Source organism: Sutcliffiella horikoshii, from assembly GCF_002157855.1.
GTDB classification, from domain to species: domain Bacteria; phylum Bacillota; class Bacilli; order Bacillales; family Bacillaceae_I; genus Sutcliffiella_A; species Sutcliffiella_A horikoshii_C.
Genome location: NZ_CP020880.1, coordinates 4,031,147 through 4,047,971, shown reverse-complemented (window position 1 = coordinate 4,047,971; position 16,825 = coordinate 4,031,147). Strand labels below are relative to the sequence as shown.

Annotated in this window: 19 protein-coding genes; 18 read left to right on the top strand and 1 reads right to left on the bottom strand. The window is 44.7% G+C overall.

Annotated features, from left to right (window positions below; all coding sequences use genetic code 11):
* Positions 1-27: 27 nt before the first annotated feature.
* A complete protein-coding gene (locus B4U37_RS20485; RefSeq protein WP_088019748.1) occupies positions 28-339 on the bottom strand; it encodes a hypothetical protein in 312 nt (103 codons plus the stop codon).
* Between the two features lie 370 nt (positions 340-709).
* On the opposite strand from B4U37_RS20485, the gene spoIIR reads away from it, so the two are divergent.
* The 18 genes from spoIIR to atpA all read left to right on the top strand — a co-directional run bounded on the left by spoIIR (position 710) and on the right by atpA (position 16,765).
* Positions 710-1,426: a stage II sporulation protein R gene (gene spoIIR, locus B4U37_RS20480; protein ID WP_088019746.1), complete on the top strand. Its 717-nt coding sequence runs from the start codon at positions 710-712 to the stop codon at positions 1,424-1,426.
* A 64-nt stretch (positions 1,427-1,490) separates the two neighbouring features.
* On the top strand, positions 1,491-1,937 hold the full coding sequence (locus tag B4U37_RS20475) for a GNAT family N-acetyltransferase (RefSeq protein ID WP_088019745.1): 447 nt from the start codon (positions 1,491-1,493) through the stop codon (positions 1,935-1,937).
* A 266-nt stretch (positions 1,938-2,203) separates the two neighbouring features.
* On the top strand, positions 2,204-3,256 hold the full coding sequence (locus B4U37_RS20470; protein ID WP_088019744.1) for an L-threonylcarbamoyladenylate synthase: 1,053 nt from the start codon (positions 2,204-2,206) through the stop codon (positions 3,254-3,256).
* A gap of 107 nt (positions 3,257-3,363) precedes the next feature.
* Positions 3,364-3,918: a manganese efflux pump MntP gene (locus B4U37_RS20465; protein WP_088019743.1), complete on the top strand. Its 555-nt coding sequence runs from the start codon at positions 3,364-3,366 to the stop codon at positions 3,916-3,918.
* Between the two features lie 186 nt (positions 3,919-4,104).
* The gene (locus B4U37_RS20460) at positions 4,105-4,533 is read left to right on the top strand and encodes a low molecular weight protein arginine phosphatase (RefSeq protein WP_088019742.1); all 429 of its coding nucleotides are present in this window, start codon (positions 4,105-4,107) and stop codon (positions 4,531-4,533) included.
* A gap of 66 nt (positions 4,534-4,599) precedes the next feature.
* The gene (locus B4U37_RS20455; protein WP_088019741.1) at positions 4,600-5,889 is read left to right on the top strand and encodes a methyl-accepting chemotaxis protein; all 1,290 of its coding nucleotides are present in this window, start codon (positions 4,600-4,602) and stop codon (positions 5,887-5,889) included.
* A gap of 156 nt (positions 5,890-6,045) precedes the next feature.
* On the top strand, positions 6,046-6,483 hold the full coding sequence (rpiB, locus tag B4U37_RS20450) for a ribose 5-phosphate isomerase B (RefSeq protein ID WP_010200406.1): 438 nt from the start codon (positions 6,046-6,048) through the stop codon (positions 6,481-6,483).
* 32 nt (positions 6,484-6,515) lie between these two features.
* The gene (locus B4U37_RS20445) at positions 6,516-7,091 is read left to right on the top strand and encodes a TIGR01440 family protein (RefSeq protein ID WP_088019740.1); all 576 of its coding nucleotides are present in this window, start codon (positions 6,516-6,518) and stop codon (positions 7,089-7,091) included.
* 252 nt (positions 7,092-7,343) lie between these two features.
* Positions 7,344-8,585, top strand: a complete 1,242-nt coding sequence (locus B4U37_RS20440) for a serine hydroxymethyltransferase (protein ID WP_088019739.1) — start codon at positions 7,344-7,346, stop codon at positions 8,583-8,585.
* 161 nt (positions 8,586-8,746) lie between these two features.
* Entirely contained in the window at positions 8,747-9,376 is a 630-nt protein-coding gene (gene upp / locus B4U37_RS20435; protein WP_088019738.1) for a uracil phosphoribosyltransferase, read from the top strand.
* 238 nt (positions 9,377-9,614) lie between these two features.
* On the top strand, positions 9,615-11,927 hold the full coding sequence (locus tag B4U37_RS20430) for a S8 family serine peptidase (protein WP_088019737.1): 2,313 nt from the start codon (positions 9,615-9,617) through the stop codon (positions 11,925-11,927).
* A gap of 451 nt (positions 11,928-12,378) precedes the next feature.
* Positions 12,379-12,600 carry an AtpZ/AtpI family protein gene (locus B4U37_RS20420; RefSeq protein ID WP_088019735.1) on the top strand — a complete coding sequence of 74 codons (222 nt, stop codon included), beginning with the start codon at positions 12,379-12,381 and terminating at the stop codon, positions 12,598-12,600.
* A 2-nt stretch (positions 12,601-12,602) separates the two neighbouring features.
* The gene (locus B4U37_RS20415) at positions 12,603-12,989 is read left to right on the top strand and encodes an ATP synthase subunit I (protein WP_088019734.1); all 387 of its coding nucleotides are present in this window, start codon (positions 12,603-12,605) and stop codon (positions 12,987-12,989) included.
* A 2-nt stretch (positions 12,990-12,991) separates the two neighbouring features.
* Complete coding sequence (gene atpB / locus B4U37_RS20410) at positions 12,992-13,744, top strand: F0F1 ATP synthase subunit A (RefSeq protein WP_060664616.1); 753 nt, start codon at positions 12,992-12,994, stop codon at positions 13,742-13,744.
* 58 nt (positions 13,745-13,802) lie between these two features.
* Positions 13,803-14,015 carry a F0F1 ATP synthase subunit C gene (gene atpE / locus B4U37_RS20405; protein ID WP_088019733.1) on the top strand — a complete coding sequence of 71 codons (213 nt, stop codon included), beginning with the start codon at positions 13,803-13,805 and terminating at the stop codon, positions 14,013-14,015.
* A 135-nt stretch (positions 14,016-14,150) separates the two neighbouring features.
* On the top strand, positions 14,151-14,696 hold the full coding sequence (gene atpF, locus B4U37_RS20400; RefSeq protein WP_187443793.1) for a F0F1 ATP synthase subunit B: 546 nt from the start codon (positions 14,151-14,153) through the stop codon (positions 14,694-14,696).
* Positions 14,693-15,235 (top strand): F0F1 ATP synthase subunit delta, encoded by a 543-nt coding sequence (locus B4U37_RS20395; RefSeq protein WP_088019731.1) that lies wholly within the window; start codon positions 14,693-14,695, stop codon positions 15,233-15,235. The genes atpF and B4U37_RS20395 overlap by 4 nt, the downstream gene beginning before the upstream one ends.
* Before the next feature lie 18 nt (positions 15,236-15,253).
* Positions 15,254-16,765, top strand: coding sequence for a F0F1 ATP synthase subunit alpha (gene atpA, locus B4U37_RS20390; protein ID WP_088019730.1), 1,512 nt, complete (start codon positions 15,254-15,256; stop codon positions 16,763-16,765).
* Positions 16,766-16,825: the final 60 nt, after the last annotated feature.

Genomic DNA, 16,825 nt, shown 5'->3' with positions numbered 1-16,825 from the left:
AAGGTTCTTTATTCTTTAAAAACTCATCTACGCTTCCATTATAGCTCCGTCTTCCTGGTGAGGTCTGGCAAGTGTCAGGCCTCTATTTGTTTTTTCTTCCACAAATTTCACAAATGCTTGACGGATTTCTTCTTTCTTTTCCGCGGTGCACAGGTTGATTAACTGGGACAAATTTGAATCGTAAGAAATGGTGCGATGATAATGATGGTAAAACACTTTACCGGTCATCCATCTGCCGCCTACCAAGATTTCAAAGACGATAGGAATGCTGATGTGATTGAATGCACTCTTCATTTCCCCAATGCGGAATGCCTCAATATTGCAAGTGAACGATCTCATAGAGCCTATCTCCCTTTCACAAAAACTACATCACTTAAAGTAACGCGTCCTGTACATATACCCGCTTTGACCAAACCCAAAACCACAAAACTAGCAAACTACCAAAAGTGAGCACATCAGGTTTCGAAGGGGTTTCGACATGGAGGGCGAAAAACCTTTGGGGGTCTGACCCCATATTTTTCCATATTTTTCGACAAATCAACGCAAACACTCCACGCGTACGGGCTTTCGACGTGAGGGGGGAATCTCCTGCTGGGGTCTGACCCCCTTTTTAAAATTTTTTTCATTTCTCACTCTATTTTTTTGCATTTTAGTAGTTTAGGATTTTTGTTTTTTGCCTAGACTGTTTGCTAGAGGGGAGCTGGGGGAAATGTTGAAGAAAAATAAAATTACTTTATATATAGTGTTACTTTTTGTAGGGGCTTATCTTTCGCTTTTGGGAGAGCAGGCGACGGCTGGGGCGAATGTGAAGAATGGTGCGATGGTGATTCCGGATGAGGCGATTAGGCTTCGTATTCTAGCAAATAGCGATAGCGAACAGGATCAGGAACTAAAGCGAAAGATTCGTGATCGTGTGAATGAAGAGATCACAGTTTGGGTGGAAGGGTTAACTTCCATGTATAATGCCCGCGAAGTGATTACAGGTAACATGGATCAAATCGAAGAAATCGTAGAAGAGGTCATGGCAGAGGAAGGAATGGTTCAGTCTTATAATGTAGATTTTGGCAGAGTGGATTTCCCGACAAAAATGTACGGAAAATTCATTTATCCTGCAGGAGATTATGAAGCAATCCTGATCACACTTGGAGAAGGCACTGGAGCGAACTGGTGGTGCGTCTTGTTCCCACCATTATGTTTCTTGGATTTTTCAAACGGAGAAGCAACGGCAAGTCCTTTTGAGGAAGAGGAAGCAGAAGCGGAAGAGAATACGACAGAAGAAACAGCAGCAGTCACTGCATCGTTTGCAAAAACAGATACTGAAGAGAACACGCAGGACTTTTTGGTGGATGAAGAGCCAGAAGAAGTGGAAGTGGAATTCTTTCTAGTAGAGGTTCTATCATCTCTATGGGATAAAATTACGGCTTAAGGTTCTACTTTTTCATCACTCTCAATAGAGTAGTATTAGAAAACTACTAGATGAGGTGAAGAAAATGAAAGTATTGCGTTCAGCAACACAGGACGACCTTTGGGCATTGCAAGTATTTTTAAGAAGAGCAAATATCAGTATTGGGGATTTAGAAGATAAAATAGAGGATTTCATCATTCTAGAAGAAGAGAATGAGGGGATTTGCGGAACCATTGGAATAGAAGAGTACGGAAATGCAGGACTCCTGCGCTCACTTGTAATTGGTCCGTCCGTTAAGCAGTTTCAATTGCTGCAAATGTTTGAGCATACTCAACAGCATGCACGGAAAAAAGGATTAGAGCAGCTCTACCTCGTTACCAACAAAAATAACTTCATCCAATTTTTCGAACTGCTCAACTTTTATCCACAGCCTATACACACTGCACCACAAACCATGCTCGCATCCGACTTCTTCCAAGAAATCACCCAACAAGAAGGGTGTACACTCATGGTGTGTGAGCTAATGGGTTAGCCCCCTTAGCAGTGAGGTAACGCATTAACGCGGAGCGGGTCAGACCCCTTATCAACGAGTTAACGCTTCACCGCAGTGAGGGTCAGACCCCTTTTTTGCTCTTTTTTGTGTTAAATCCACATTACCCACAGAGTTATCCACGGTTTGGTGAGGCTTTATCCACAGTTTGTGGATAAGGCTTGTGTTATTTGTGGAAGTTATTTATACTTTCAGGAGAAATGCTTACATATTCACATGTTAATAGATTGTAGAATGAGGGATTGTAAATGGATACGAAATTTTGGGCTGTGGATAAGGAAGAACCACTAAAACATAGTTATCCACAGATTATGGAAGCGGCCGGTTTGTTGAAAGAAAATGAAGTGGTGGCTTTTCCGACAGAAACGGTATATGGTCTTGGGGCTAATGCCTTGTCAGATCAAGCTGTATTGAAGATTTTTGAAGCGAAGGGACGTCCTAGTGACAACCCACTTATTGTGCATATATCGAAGTTGGAACAACTAACAGAACTTGTGGATAACGTGCCAGAGTCTGCCCATAAACTGATGGAAGCTTTCTGGCCTGGCCCGCTTACGCTTGTTCTTCCAAAGAAAGAAGGAGTCTCACAATATGTGACGGCAGGACTAGAAACGCTTGCAGTCCGTATGCCTGACCATGCGGTAGCGCGGGCGCTTATAGAAACTTCGGGATTGCCGCTTGCCGCCCCGAGTGCGAACCTTTCAGGCAAGCCAAGTCCGACAACGGCGAAGCATGTAGAAGAAGATTTAATCCACAGGATCGCCGGAATTGTGGATGGCGGTGCAACGGGAGTGGGTCTTGAGTCTACGGTTGTGGATTGCACGGCAGAGACACCGATGATCCTGCGTCCGGGCGGTGTGACAAAGGAAGAGCTGGAGAAAGTGGTTGGTAAAGTAGACGTAGATCCTGCTTTATTTTCGCAAGTAGAACTGCATAAACCTAAATCGCCAGGGATGAAATACACGCATTATGCGCCAATTGCACCTGTGTATCTGGTGGAAGGAAGTGCAAGTTTCATGGAGCAAACGATCAAAGGCGCTCAGCTTAAAGGCCATAAGGTAGGGCTTCTCGCAACGGATAATACGATAGCCCAAATACAAACCACAGAAATCACCGCTATTTCCTGTGGCACCAATAATGACCTCGCAACTGTGGCGAGCAAGTTGTACGACGGTCTTCGAACTTTCAATGCGACTGATGTGGACGTCATTTTCAGCGAAACGTTCCCGAGAACGGGAGTTGGTGCGGCGATTATGAACCGACTTGAAAAAGCCGCAGGACATAAATTTATAAAAGAATAATGTAAAGGACCTCGACACTACCTGGGGTCCTTTTTTACGTCGTTTCCTTCTATTCCCGAAGGCTTGTGCATATCTTGAAGTAGACAAGTCCTAAGGGGAGGCAGAGCATGGGAATTACGTTTGGGGAATTCATGACACTTTTATTGATGGCAATTGCGCTTGGGATGGATGCTTTTTCGGTAGGGCTTGGGATGGGCATGATCAAGCTAAGATTGCGGCAGATCTTTTACATAGGGGTTACGATTGGGGTTTTTCATATTTTCATGCCGCTCGGTGGAATGGCGGTGGGCAAGTTGCTGTCACAGGAATTCGGTTCGATTGCGACACTTATTGGTGGGCTGCTCCTTGTGATGCTTGGGTTGCAGATGATGTTTTCTTCTTTTAAAAAAGAGGACGGGCCAATGATTTCGCCGGTCGGGGCGGGGTTATTCGTTTTTGCACTGAGTGTGAGTTTGGATAGTTTTTCGGTGGGGCTGAGCCTTGGGATTTACGGGGCGCGGACGTTGTTAACCATTTTGCTTTTTGGAGCAGTGAGCATGCTGTTGACGTGGATGGGGCTAATTTTCGGCAGGAAGCTGCAGGGGTGGCTCGGGTCATACAGCGAAGCGCTTGGGGGCAGTATCTTGCTCGGGTTCGGCATTAAATTGTTGTTTTTTGTGTGAACAGAAAAGGCCTCCTAAGGGTCTTTTTTATTTTCTCCTCTTTAAAAGTCGCCCGTTATGCCGACATTACTAGGGAGAGGGTCTTTATGACTAGTTTTTGAATCGAATGCACCAAGTTATGCAAAGTGTCTATGACTATTTCTGTCTTCTTTTCGTTTATAATAAAAGAAAAAGGAGGAGTCAGGAATGAATGTATTATTTGTGTGTACGGGGAATACGTGTAGGAGTCCAATGGCTGCTGCAATTTTGGCAGGCCGTGATATAAAGGATGTAGAGGTGAGATCTGCTGGTGTGTTTGCGATGCCGGGCAGTGAAGCTTCCAGTCAGGCTCGGGAAGTCTTAAAGGAAAAGGGACTGCCAGTTGAGCATCAGTCTTCCCAGGTGTCAGACGAGTTGGTCGAGTGGGCGGATTATATTTTCACGATGACGGCACAGCATAAAATGTTGCTGGAAAACAGCTACCCTAACAGCTTGGGGAAAACCTATACCTTGAAGGGGTTTGCTGAGCAAAGTGGAGAAGTAATGGATCCGTATGGTGGCTCGGTGGAGACGTATCGCGCGACATTCGAAGAGCTTCAAAACGTCATAGAGGCGATAGTAGAAAAAATAAAATAGCACTCATGCAGGCTGCGATAAAGAAGAGAGATTTCTGTGCGGACCATGCATGGAGGAGGAAGTACGATGGGGGAAAACGGGAAATATAAGTTTGGCTTACGCTACAAGCTCGTGTTATTCACAACGATTTTAGCGGTCATCACGTATACGGTCAGTGGCTTTTTCATCTATTTTTTAGTAGATTATGTGGAAGGATTTATGGGGGCTGGCCTCTTTACGATCCTTACATTGGTTCTTGGAATTGTATGGTCCGGGATTCTTGCTTTTTTTGCAGCAAAATATATCACCAAACCGTTGCAACAGCTGGAAGAAGTCGCTCAGAAGGCGGCGAATGGGGATTTGTCGGAGGATGTACCGGTATCCAATTCACGCGATGAGATCAGTGCGGTCGGGGATGCATTCAACCTCATGTTACATAACCTGCGCGACATGGTGAAAACGATAAACGAAACGTTTGAGAAAACGAATGAAAAAGTGGAAGAAATAAGCGACGTGTCCATGCATGCTTCTGAGCAAGCAGAAAACATCTCTTTTACAATAGAAGAGATTGCAAGAGGTGCAGAGAGTTCCGCTGCTTCCATTCAAGATACGGCAGAATCGGTGGAAGAAGTCATTAAAATTGCCGATGAGGTTCATGAAAAAGCAACGTCTTCCCAACAGCTTTCCGAAGAAATGGTGAAGGACCTTGAAGAAAGTAAGGAGGTCATCCATTCGTTGGTGTCTGGAATTCAAAAGCTTGCTGGCGAAAATCAGACGTCCTTAAAGACGGTGGAACGACTTGAAAAGAATGCAAAAGAAGTGGAAAATATCATCTCGCTTGTTGGAGATATTGCTGGCCAGACGAACCTTTTAGCGCTAAATGCCTCGATTGAAGCGGCGCGGGCCGGAGAGCATGGACGCGGATTTGCGGTCGTGGCCGAAGAGGTTCGCTCCTTGGCAGATGAAAGTGCCAAAGCGGTGCAAGGAATTTCTGAACTGATTAAAAACATTCAAGAAGAAGTGAAAAACGTGGTAACGCAAATCACCGGTCAGGTGAAGGCCGCAAATGTCGAAGCGGAAAAAGGGTCGGCAACCAACACGGTGATTGCGGAAATGACCAATTCAGTGTTGGAAGTTGCAGCGTCCGTTAAGCAAATCGCAACCCTTGTGGACCGTCAAATGGACAGCATCCAAACGACGGCAAGACAGTCCCAGGAAGTAGCCGCGATTGCGGAAGAAACATCTGCCGGAGCAGAAGAAGTGACCGCGACCACACAAGAACAGGCAAGCATGATTGCTGATGTTGAGAAAATATCCCAAGAGCTTGCTGGTCAGGCGAGCAACTTGAAGCGGATGATTTCAAGGTTTAAGGTGTAATATGATTTTTCGGATGAAAAACTAGCTTGGGCACATAGCTGCCCGGGCTTTTTTTATTGGGCATATATAGAGTTGCGCGAACATCCTGATGGATTTTTTCGCTATAGACGGGTAAGATGTACATATAAAATAATCATTCGAACAGGGGATGAAAATATGAGAGTGGCAATTGCATCAGATCACGGCGGCATCAACATCCGTGAGGAAATCAAAGGATTAATGAAAGAATTGAACATAGAGTTTGAAGACTTCGGTTGTGAATGTGAAACATCCGTAGATTACCCGGACTATGCACAGCCGGTTGCGACAAAAGTGGCAGAGGGTGAGTTTGACCGCGGTATTTTAATTTGTGGAACAGGAATTGGCATGTCCATTGCGGCGAATAAAGTGAAGGGCATTCGTTGTGCGCTTGTGCACGATATGTTCAGTGCGAAGGCGACGCGCGAACACAATGACAGCAATGTGTTGGCGATGGGGGAACGTGTCATCGGACCTGGACTTGCCCGTGAAATCGCAAAGATCTGGCTGACCACTGAATTCGAAGGCGGCCGCCATGAAAACCGCGTGAATAAGATTCATCAGTTGGAGAAGTAAGAGCTGGTTAAAGGAAGGCGGGGAAACGAATAATGTTGCAAAATGAATGGAAAGAACAGTTGCAGCAGGTTTTGAACGACCTGCAAGATCAGGCAGATTTGAAAAAGGGTCAGCTACTAGTTGTAGGCTGCAGCACAAGTGAAGTGATTGGGGAGAAAATAGGAACAGCAGGAACGGAAGGCGTCGCGGAAACGCTTTTTGCGGTGTTGAACGAATTCCGTGTTCGAACAGGAGTCGAGCTTGCGTTTCAATGCTGTGAACATTTGAACCGTGCCTTGGTAGTGGAGCGGGAAACGGCGTGGAGAAGTGGATTGGAAGAGGTGACGGTTATACCTGTCCGACATGCAGGCGGCGCTATGGCATCACACGCGTTTCATCACATGGAAGATGCGGTCATGGTCGAACACATCAAAGCCGACGCAGGGATCGATATCGGGGACACGCTAATCGGCATGCACCTCAAACACGTCGCAGTCCCTGTGCGCAGCACCGTCAAATCCGTCGGCAACGCCCACATCACCATTGCCAAAACCCGCCCCAAACTCATCGGCGGCGCCAGAGCAACCTACGAAATCCCATCAACAGAAATAAGGGAAGAAACAAGGTAAGAAATAAGGAAAATAATCTCGGGGCAGCCCCTTCGACATGGATGACAAAAATCCTGCGGGGGTCTGACCCCTTTTCGTTCTTTTTTTATTTTCACGAAAGTTTTTTAAGGTAAGCGCCATCAATCTTCCTTTTCTGTTTCTATCTATTATTTATCGTGATAAAATGGAGGAGGTAATGGTTGAAAAGCCGAATGTAGTTGTTTTTCAAAACATTTAAAATTTGATGTTCATACTTAAAGGGGGATTCCGAAAGTGAAATTAGCACAACAGGATCAGCAATTGTTTCAATCCATCCAGGATGAATTGGCAAGACAACGCACGAAAATCGAGTTGATTGCTTCTGAGAACTTTGTGAGTGAAGCGGTTATGGAGGCTCAAGGATCTGTACTGACGAATAAATATGCAGAAGGATATCCAGGTCGTCGCTACTATGGTGGTTGTGAACACGTAGACGTAGCGGAGAACATTGCCCGTGACCGTGCGAAGGAAATTTTCGGAGCCGAGCATGCAAATGTTCAACCACACTCTGGTGCCCAAGCGAATATGGCTGTTTATTTTACCATTCTAGAACAGGGCGACACGGTCCTTGGGATGAATCTTTCCCACGGCGGTCACTTAACGCACGGAAGCCCGGTTAACTTTAGTGGTATTCAATATAATTTTGTGGAGTATGGAGTGGACAAAGACTCTCATACTATCAATTATGAAGACGTTGCAGAAAAAGCAAGACTGCACAAGCCGAAGTTGATCGTTGCTGGTGCAAGTGCATACCCTCGCGCCATTGATTTCGCGAAGTTCCGTGAAATCGCAGACGAAGTGGGAGCTTACCTGATGGTGGACATGGCGCATATTGCCGGTCTTGTTGCAGCTGGCCTTCACCAGAATCCGGTACCTTACGCAGATTTCGTTACGACAACAACACATAAAACATTGCGCGGTCCTCGCGGCGGGATGATTCTTTGCAAAGAAGAATGGGCGAAGAAAATTGATAAATCTATTTTCCCTGGCCTTCAAGGCGGTCCGTTAATGCATGTAATCGCAGCTAAAGCTGTAGCATTTGGTGAAGCATTGCAACCGAACTTCAAAGACTATGCGCAAAAAATCATCGACAATGCACACCGTCTGGCGGAAGCGTTGAAAAACGAAGGACTTTCTCTTGTTTCGGACGGAACGGACAACCATCTTTTACTTGTGGACGTGCGCTCTCTTTCCATCACAGGGAAAATCGCGGAGAAAGTGTTGGATGAAGTGGGAATCACAGTGAACAAAAACACGATTCCATTCGATCCGGAAAGCCCGTTTGTAACAAGTGGTATCCGTATCGGTACAGCAGCTGTCACAAGCCGCGGCTTCTCATTGGAAGATATGGATGAAATTGCGTCCATCATTGCCTTCACATTGAAGAATCATGAAGACGAAGCGAAACTGGAAGAAGCAAAAGCGCGTGTGGAAGCAGTTTCTGGAAAATATGAATTGTATCCTTCTTTAGGGTAAAGGTGTTCGGAGGAGAGGTCTGAGGTTAGACCTCTCTTTTTTGTGGAAAATAACTTGAATCAATCCCGCTTTTTCTGTAGAATCAATGGAAGTGTGATTTGAGAGCCGGACAACTCTAATACAGAACCGCCGGCTAGACATGATAAAAGGAGAGATTTCGAATGGCAAAAGTGTACGTATTTGATCACCCGTTAATTCAGCACAAACTTACATACATCCGCGACAAAAACACAGGTACGAAAGAGTTTCGTGAACTAGTTGATGAAGTGGCAAGTTTAATGGCATTCGAGATTACCCGTGACCTTCCACTTGAAGAAGTGGACGTGGAAACACCAGTTTCTGTTTCAAAATCAAATGTATTAGCAGGGAAAAAGCTAGGAATCGTTCCAATCCTACGTGCTGGTCTTGGCATGGTAGAAGGAATGCTCAAATTGATTCCGGCTGCAAAAGTTGGACATGTCGGCTTATATCGCGATCCAGAAACGCTTCAACCTGTTGAATATTATGTAAAATTACCTTCCGATGTGGAAGAGCGCGACTTCATCGTCGTAGATCCAATGCTTGCAACAGGCGGATCTGCAATCGAAGCAATACACTCTTTGAAAAAACGTGGCGCGAAAAACATCAAATTCATGTGCTTAATCGCTGCACCTGAAGGTGTGGAATTACTTAAAGAAGCGCACCCAGACGTAGACATCTACATCGCGGCGCTTGATGAAAAGCTGAACGAAAAAGGCTACATCGTCCCAGGTCTAGGTGACGCTGGCGACAGATTATACGGAACAAAATAAATGACTGGCTGTTTGGAGATCGATGGTGATCTCTAAGCAGCCTTTTTACTGTTATTTAGTGGGAATATTTGGATTCTTGATAAATTGACAGTTTTTTTTGTATACATCTCCGGTTTATTTGACTATTTCCCCTGTTTATTTGACTAATTGAGCCGCTTTTTTGACTAATTCACCGCCACTCTCAACCTATGCATAATCCCTCATCAATAACAAATGCTAGTTATCAGAGGTGAAGGACGTGAAATTAGGGAAAATTTTATTATGTATAGGATTTACTGTGCTGCTGGTGACATCAACACTAGTGCAACCACAACAAAATACAACAGCAGCCATAAACACACAGACTAACGACTCTTTACATACAACTACAACCAACACACCCAAATACCCAAAACGGCCGCCACTTGCGGTAAGCAGACCAGGCAATGAACTGGAGGAACAGACGGTTATTTTAATCGTGGAGGAAAACAGTCAAAACGCCATTCAAAACTTAATCCAACAAAAATATCCTAATCTGAAAATAAAACGGACCTACACCGCCGTGTTCAAAGGCTTTGCCGTCCACGGTCCGCTCAAAGATCTGGAGAAGCTTCAAAAGGAACAAGGAATCTTGGAAGTATCTCCTGTCACCAACTACACCCCCAATCTTGACGAAAGTGTGCCATTTATCGGTGGTGGAGAGAAGATGCAACGGCTCTATGACAAAGATGGAGACCGCCTCACCGGCAAAGGGGTGAAAGTGGGAATCATCGACACTGGAATCGACTACACACATCCTGACCTCCGGGACAATTATGCGGGCGGTTACGATTTTGTCGATGAGGACAATGATCCGATGGAAACAAAGCGGTCGCAAGGAATGCCGACACTCCACGGAACGCATGTCGCCGGGATTGTTGGGGCCAACGGGCATCTTCATGGCGTGGCACCAGAAGCGGAAATTATTGCGTACCGGGTTCTTGGTCCGGGAGGGCATGGTTCGAGTGAGCACGTGATAGCCGCTATCGAGAGGGCGATTCATGACAAAGTGGATGTACTGAATCTTTCGCTCGGAAACACCATAAATGGGCCAGATTGGCCGACAAGTCTTGCGCTGAATAAAGCAGTAGAACACGGGGTGGTGGCAGTAACGTCAAGTGGCAACTCCGGTCCGAACCTTTGGACAGTAGGATCTCCTGGGACTTCGTCTGAGGCAATCTCGGTCGGTGCTTCCACACCGCCGCTTCACATACCGCATCTCTCACCTATTTTTTCAAAAAGAGAGGTAGAGATGCTGCCGCTACAAGGGTCGATGCCATGGGATTTTCCATCCAAGCCGATTGGTATGGTGTATGCGGGACTTGGAGAAGAAGAGGATTGGGAAGGCAAGAAGATAGAGGGGAAAATAGTGCTGCTCGAGCGCGGCAAGATTCCTTTTTCGGAAAAAGCACATCAAGCCAAAATGCGCGGTGCGGCAGGTGTTGTCATCTACAATAACCTTGAGGGTAATTTTACAGGGACGCTGGAAGTAGAGATGGACATACCGGTCGTTTCGATCTCCAAAGAAGACGGGTTATTTTTAAAAAAGCATTTGAAAAGAAGTTTCTCGATGGTGAAGACGACATTCAAATGGCATAAAGATGACATTGCCAGCTTCAGTTCGCGCGGGCCAGTTACACATACGTGGGAAATCAAGCCGGATGTGGTCGCACCAGGTGTGGCAATTGACAGCACCATTCCAAATGGCTACCTCGCCCTTCAAGGAACAAGCATGGCCGCACCGCATGTGGCGGGGGCGAGTGCGCTCATCATCCAGGCCCATCCGGATTGGACACCAGCTCAGGTGAAGGCCGCCTTGATGAATACAACCAAGCCACTTACAAAAGAAGACGGCACAGGATACTCCGTACTCGAACAAGGAACAGGACGTATCCAGCTGGAGGAAGCCATCCAAACGAACAGCCTTGTGTACCCGGGATCCCTTAACTTTGGGATGCTGGAAAAGAAACAAACCCGTACTCAGAAAGAAGTACCCATTACAATTGAAAACGTCTCGGACAAAGAGGTCACATACTCTATAGAAACACCGAAGCAAAAAAAAGGAGTCCAGTGGAAGACGCCGATCACCTTCACGCTGCAACCAAAAGAAAAACGGAAAACGAACATCACGCTCGACATCACACCAAATCAACAAAAAGAGGGGATGCACGAGGGAGAAGTCGTCGTGAACGCAGACAACCAAAAAATTCGTCTGCCTTACCTCTATATAATAGAAGAACCGGATTATCCGCGGATTATGGGCTTTCAGTTTGGTTATGGAGATAAGGAAGGGGAGTATCAGTACGAAGTGTATTTGCCAGAAGGTGCAGAGGAACTGGGCATTGCACTCTACGAAGCGGATACGCTCCACTTCATCGACTATCTAGACTGGGAACGGGACCTGCCGCGCGGATTATTTAAAAATCAAATCCCGGCAGACCGTGTAGAAGTAAAAGGACTCGTCAAAGCAGTCGTCTTCGCGAAAAAACTGGACAAGGAAGACACCGTGGAAGCCGATCTTTACTTTGAGTGAGGACAGGCACGCCGACCCTTTTTGGGTCGTCGTGCCTGTCCCCTAAGACCCCCCAAGAGACATTTTTGTCGAACCCTGTCAAGCAACACAACCTGAAACTACCGAATAGTCACATAATGTTCACAATCGACAAACTTAACCTATATGTCATCTGTGATAAAATAATGTTATACAACAGCCGAATGAGGAAAACTGTTCATCATTTGGCTGTTTTTTTCTGGAAAAATACAGAGCATAAAAAAGCTGGTTCAAAGAGAAATCTTACCAACGAAAAGAATGTCGATTTTTCCTTACAACACATTGACATTGATAAAGTGCTATTGTATGCTTACAAAGGGTATAAAATGATAGGGTTTTCATAGGTTTTTAAAAACCAATTTTATACATATTTAACATCGATTTATCAGTAAGACCTCTAATCTTTTACCGCATGTAAAACGGGGTGTTTTCTATGGAAGATAAACGCCGCCCATTCCAAGCAATGGCTTTGATGTCCGGAATCCTTTCCTACTTAGTTGGTCCCACCTTAGTTGGATTATTTGCAGGAAGATGGCTGGATGGAGTAATTGGTCCCGAACCATTGTTCCTTATTATTGGACTTCTTTTAGGACTAGCAGCTGGTGTAATAGGAGTATTATACCTGGTCCAAAAATTCTTCTCAGGAGAGTCATAAATATGCCCGAATCAACCGAACAGTTTATGAGGCATATGAAGTATTTCTTATTTTTTCTTGCCTTCTTTGTAATAGGATGGGGATTCACTCCATACCAAGATTGGTTCCTAGGTTTGATCCTTGGGACAGTGATAAGTTTATACAGCCATTGGTTGCTGCATAAGAAAGTGAAGAAGTTCACGGAAGCGGTTGCCGAAGGGCGCAAAGCTGTCACATTAGGTTCTTTTTCAAGAATGGCCGCCGCAATACTCGGTGTGGTCATCGCTATGAGATATCCAGAAACACTGAATCTCTACGGCGTCATCATAGGGATTATGACATCCTATATTGTCATTATCATAGATTCATTTGTAACACTCTTTAAAGCAGTGGGGAAGAGAGGTGAGTAGTGTTGGGTCACAGTGCTCCTATAGCGACGCTTGATTTGTTTGGTTATGACCTTCATTTCAACTTGTCGAATATTATGATGACTATTATAACAGCCTTAATCGTGTTTCTTATCGCAATACTTTGCACAAGAACACTTGCTTTGAGACCTACCGGAGCCCAGAACTTTATGGAATGGTTGGTTGACTTTGCAAAAGGTATCATTAACAGTACCATGGATTGGCAGACAGGAGGCAGATTCCTCTCATTAGCTCTGACCATACTTATGTATGTGTTTGTAGCAAATATGCTAGGGTTGCCATTTGCGATTATTCTTGGGGATGAACACACTTTATGGTGGAAATCGCCGACAGCAGATCCTGTTATTACGCTTAGTCTCGCGGCAATGGTAGTAGCATTGACGCATTATTATGGGATTAAGATGAAAGGCTTCAAGGAATACGGGAAGGACTTCTTCAAACCGATGGCGTTCTTATTCCCACTTAAGATTATTGAAGAATTTGCTAACACATTAACGCTTGGTCTGCGTTTATACGGGAACATCTTTGCAGGGGAAATCTTGCTAGGATTACTTGCGGGACTTGCAGTTAACGGTTATCAAATGGGCTTCATGTCCGGAATTATTGGAACAGTCGTTGCTATCATTCCTATGTTAGCTTGGCAAGCATTCAGTATTTTCGTTGGTACCATCCAGGCATTTATCTTCACCATGTTAACAATGGTTTATATGGCACACAAAGTGAGTCATGACCATTAATTTATAAATTCTTAATAACCAAAAAAAACTTTTTTTAAACATAAGGAGGAAATTATCAATGGGTCTTATAGCAGCAGCAATCGCAATTGGTTTAGCAGCACTTGGAGCAGGTATTGGTAACGGATTAATCGTAAGTCGTACAGTAGAAGGGATCGCTCGTCAACCTGAGCTTAAATCCACTCTTCAAACTACAATGTTCATCGGGGTAGCACTAGTTGAGGCTGTTCCTATCATCGCAGTAGTTATCGCGTTCATGGTTATCGGTGGTTAATTAACTGCCCGAATAATTCTTAGCATCAATAATGGCGAAGTCCGTCTCACACGAGAACCTTCGCCTTTCCTTTAGTATGAACAATTTTTTCAAAAAATCTAGCCAAGGTGCCCTTTAGGTGCTTGTGCTTTTCTTATGTATTCCTCGAAGGGAGTGAAAGCATTGTATAGCTTAGATCACTTAGTGCTTGGTGCAGGATCCCTAACTTTAGGAGATGCACTATTCCAGTTAATCACATTTTTAATCTTACTATATTTCCTTAGAAAATTTGCTTGGGATAAGCTTGTTGGAATGATGAAGCAACGTGAAGATCACATTGCAAACGAAATTACAGCGGCAGAACGAAGCAATGAAGAAGCTAAAGGTCTTGTAGAAGAGCAAAAAGCTCTTTTAAAAGAAGCTCGCACAGAAGCTCAGGCTTTAGTGGAAAGCGCGAAAAAGATTGCAGAAGATCAAAAAGCAGATATCGTAAGAGCTGCTCAAGAGGAGTCTGCACGTCTTAAAGAAGCGGCAAGAAAAGAAATCATTCAGGAAAAAGAACAAGCAGTTGTTGCTTTGCGTGAACAGGTTGCTTCCTTGTCCGTATTAATCGCTTCTAAAGTGATTGAAAAAGAACTAAACGAAAAAGATCAGCAAAAGCTTATCGATGATTACGTGAAACAGGTAGGCGAAGTGCGATGAGCAAAAACGGAGTAGCAAAGCGTTATGCATTGGCTCTTTTCGACCTGGCAAAAGAAAACAATCTTTATGCCCAGTTTGACTCTGAGCTTGCAGAAGTAAAAAAGGTGTTTTTGAACAACAAGGAACTTGATGTTGTTCTAAGCAACCCGAAAGTACGCAAAGACTCTAAAAAGCAAATCGTCCGTGAGGCATTTGCTTCCGCATCACCATTTATCGTAAACACGTTACAGCTTTTAATAGACCGTCACCGTCAAGGTATCGTAGTCGATATGATTGACGAGTACAAAGCACTTTCTAACGAGGCCCTTAATGTGGCAGACGCGAAAGTGTACTCTGTTCGCGCCTTAACGGACGCAGAGCAGGCTCAGCTTTCCGCTGTATTTGCAGCGAAAGTTGGAAAATCTTCATTAAACATCAGCAATATCGTAGATCCATCTTTAATCGGAGGCTTGAAGATTCGCATCGGCAACCGTATTTTTGATGGAAGTGTCAGTGGAAAATTAGAACGTCTAGGACGTCAACTTACAACGAATAGATAGTAGATAGGGGTGAAATTCATGAGCATCAAAGCTGAAGAAATTAGTGCGCTGATAAAAAAGCAAATCGAAAGTTATCAGTCTGAAATCGAAGTTAGCGATGTCGGTACTGTTATCCAAGTTGGGGATGGTATCGCTCGTGCTCATGGTCTCGACAACGTCATGGCTGGAGAGCTTGTTGAATTTTCTAACGGAGTTATGGGTCTTGCCCAAAACTTAGAGGAAAACAACGTCGGTATAGTAATCTTAGGACCTTATACTGAAATCCGCGAAGGCGATGCAGTTCGTCGTACAGGCCGTATCATGGAGGTACCGGTAGGTGAAGCACTTATCGGCCGTGTAGTAAACGCATTAGGACAACCAGTTGATGGATTGGGTCCAATCGAAACTAGCAAAACTCGTCCAATCGAAGCACAAGCTCCTGGTGTTATGGATCGTAAATCCGTTCATGAGCCACTTCAAACAGGTATCAAAGCGATTGATGCGCTTGTACCAATCGGGCGTGGACAACGTGAGTTAATTATCGGAGACCGTCAAACAGGTAAAACATCTGTTGCGATCGATACGATTCTTAACCAAAAAGACCAAGACATGGTGTGTATCTATGTTGCCATCGGTCAAAAAGAATCTACAGTTCGTGGAGTAGTAGAAACTCTACGTAAGCACGGTGCACTTGATTACACAATCGTTGTAACTGCATCTGCATCTGCACCAGCTCCAATGCTATTCTTAGCACCTTACACTGGAGTAACAATGGGTGAAGAATTCATGTACGACGGCAAGCACGTTCTAGTTATCTATGATGACTTAACAAAGCAAGCTGCTGCATACCGTGAGCTTTCCCTACTATTAAAACGTCCTCCAGGTCGTGAAGCATATCCTGGTGACGTATTCTACCTTCACTCTCGTTTACTAGAGCGTGCAGCGAAACTTAGTGATGCAAAAGGCGCTGGATCCCTAACAGCTTTACCGTTCATCGAAACGCAAGCTGGTGACGTATCTGCCTACATCCCGACAAACGTTATCTCCATCACTGATGGACAAATTTTCTTACAATCAGACCTATTCTTCTCTGGTGTTCGTCCTGCGATCAACGCTGGTCTTTCCGTATCACGTGTTGGAGGATCCGCTCAAATCAAAGCGATGAAAAAGGTATCAGGTACATTACGTCTTGACCTTGCATCTTACCGTGAGCTAGAAGCGTTCGCGCAATTCGGTTCTGACTTAGATAAAGCAACTCAAGCAAAACTTAACCGTGGAGCTCGTACAGTAGAAGTACTTAAGCAAGGCTTGAACAAGCCACTTAAAGTAGAAAAGCAAGTTGCGATTCTTTACGCTCTTACAAAAGGTTTCATCGATGATGTTCCTGTACAAGACGTAACTCGTTTCGAAGACGAAATGCTTACTTGGTTAGAGCACAACCGTAAAGAACTTTTAGAAGAAATCCGTACAACTAAAGGATTACCAAGCGACGAAGCAATGGCTGAAGCACTTAATGCATTCAAAAAGACTTTCGTAGCTACTGAAAAGTAATAGATCGACATAGTGAGTTACACCATGCGATGGAGGAACCCGAACCAACCTTCGATTCCT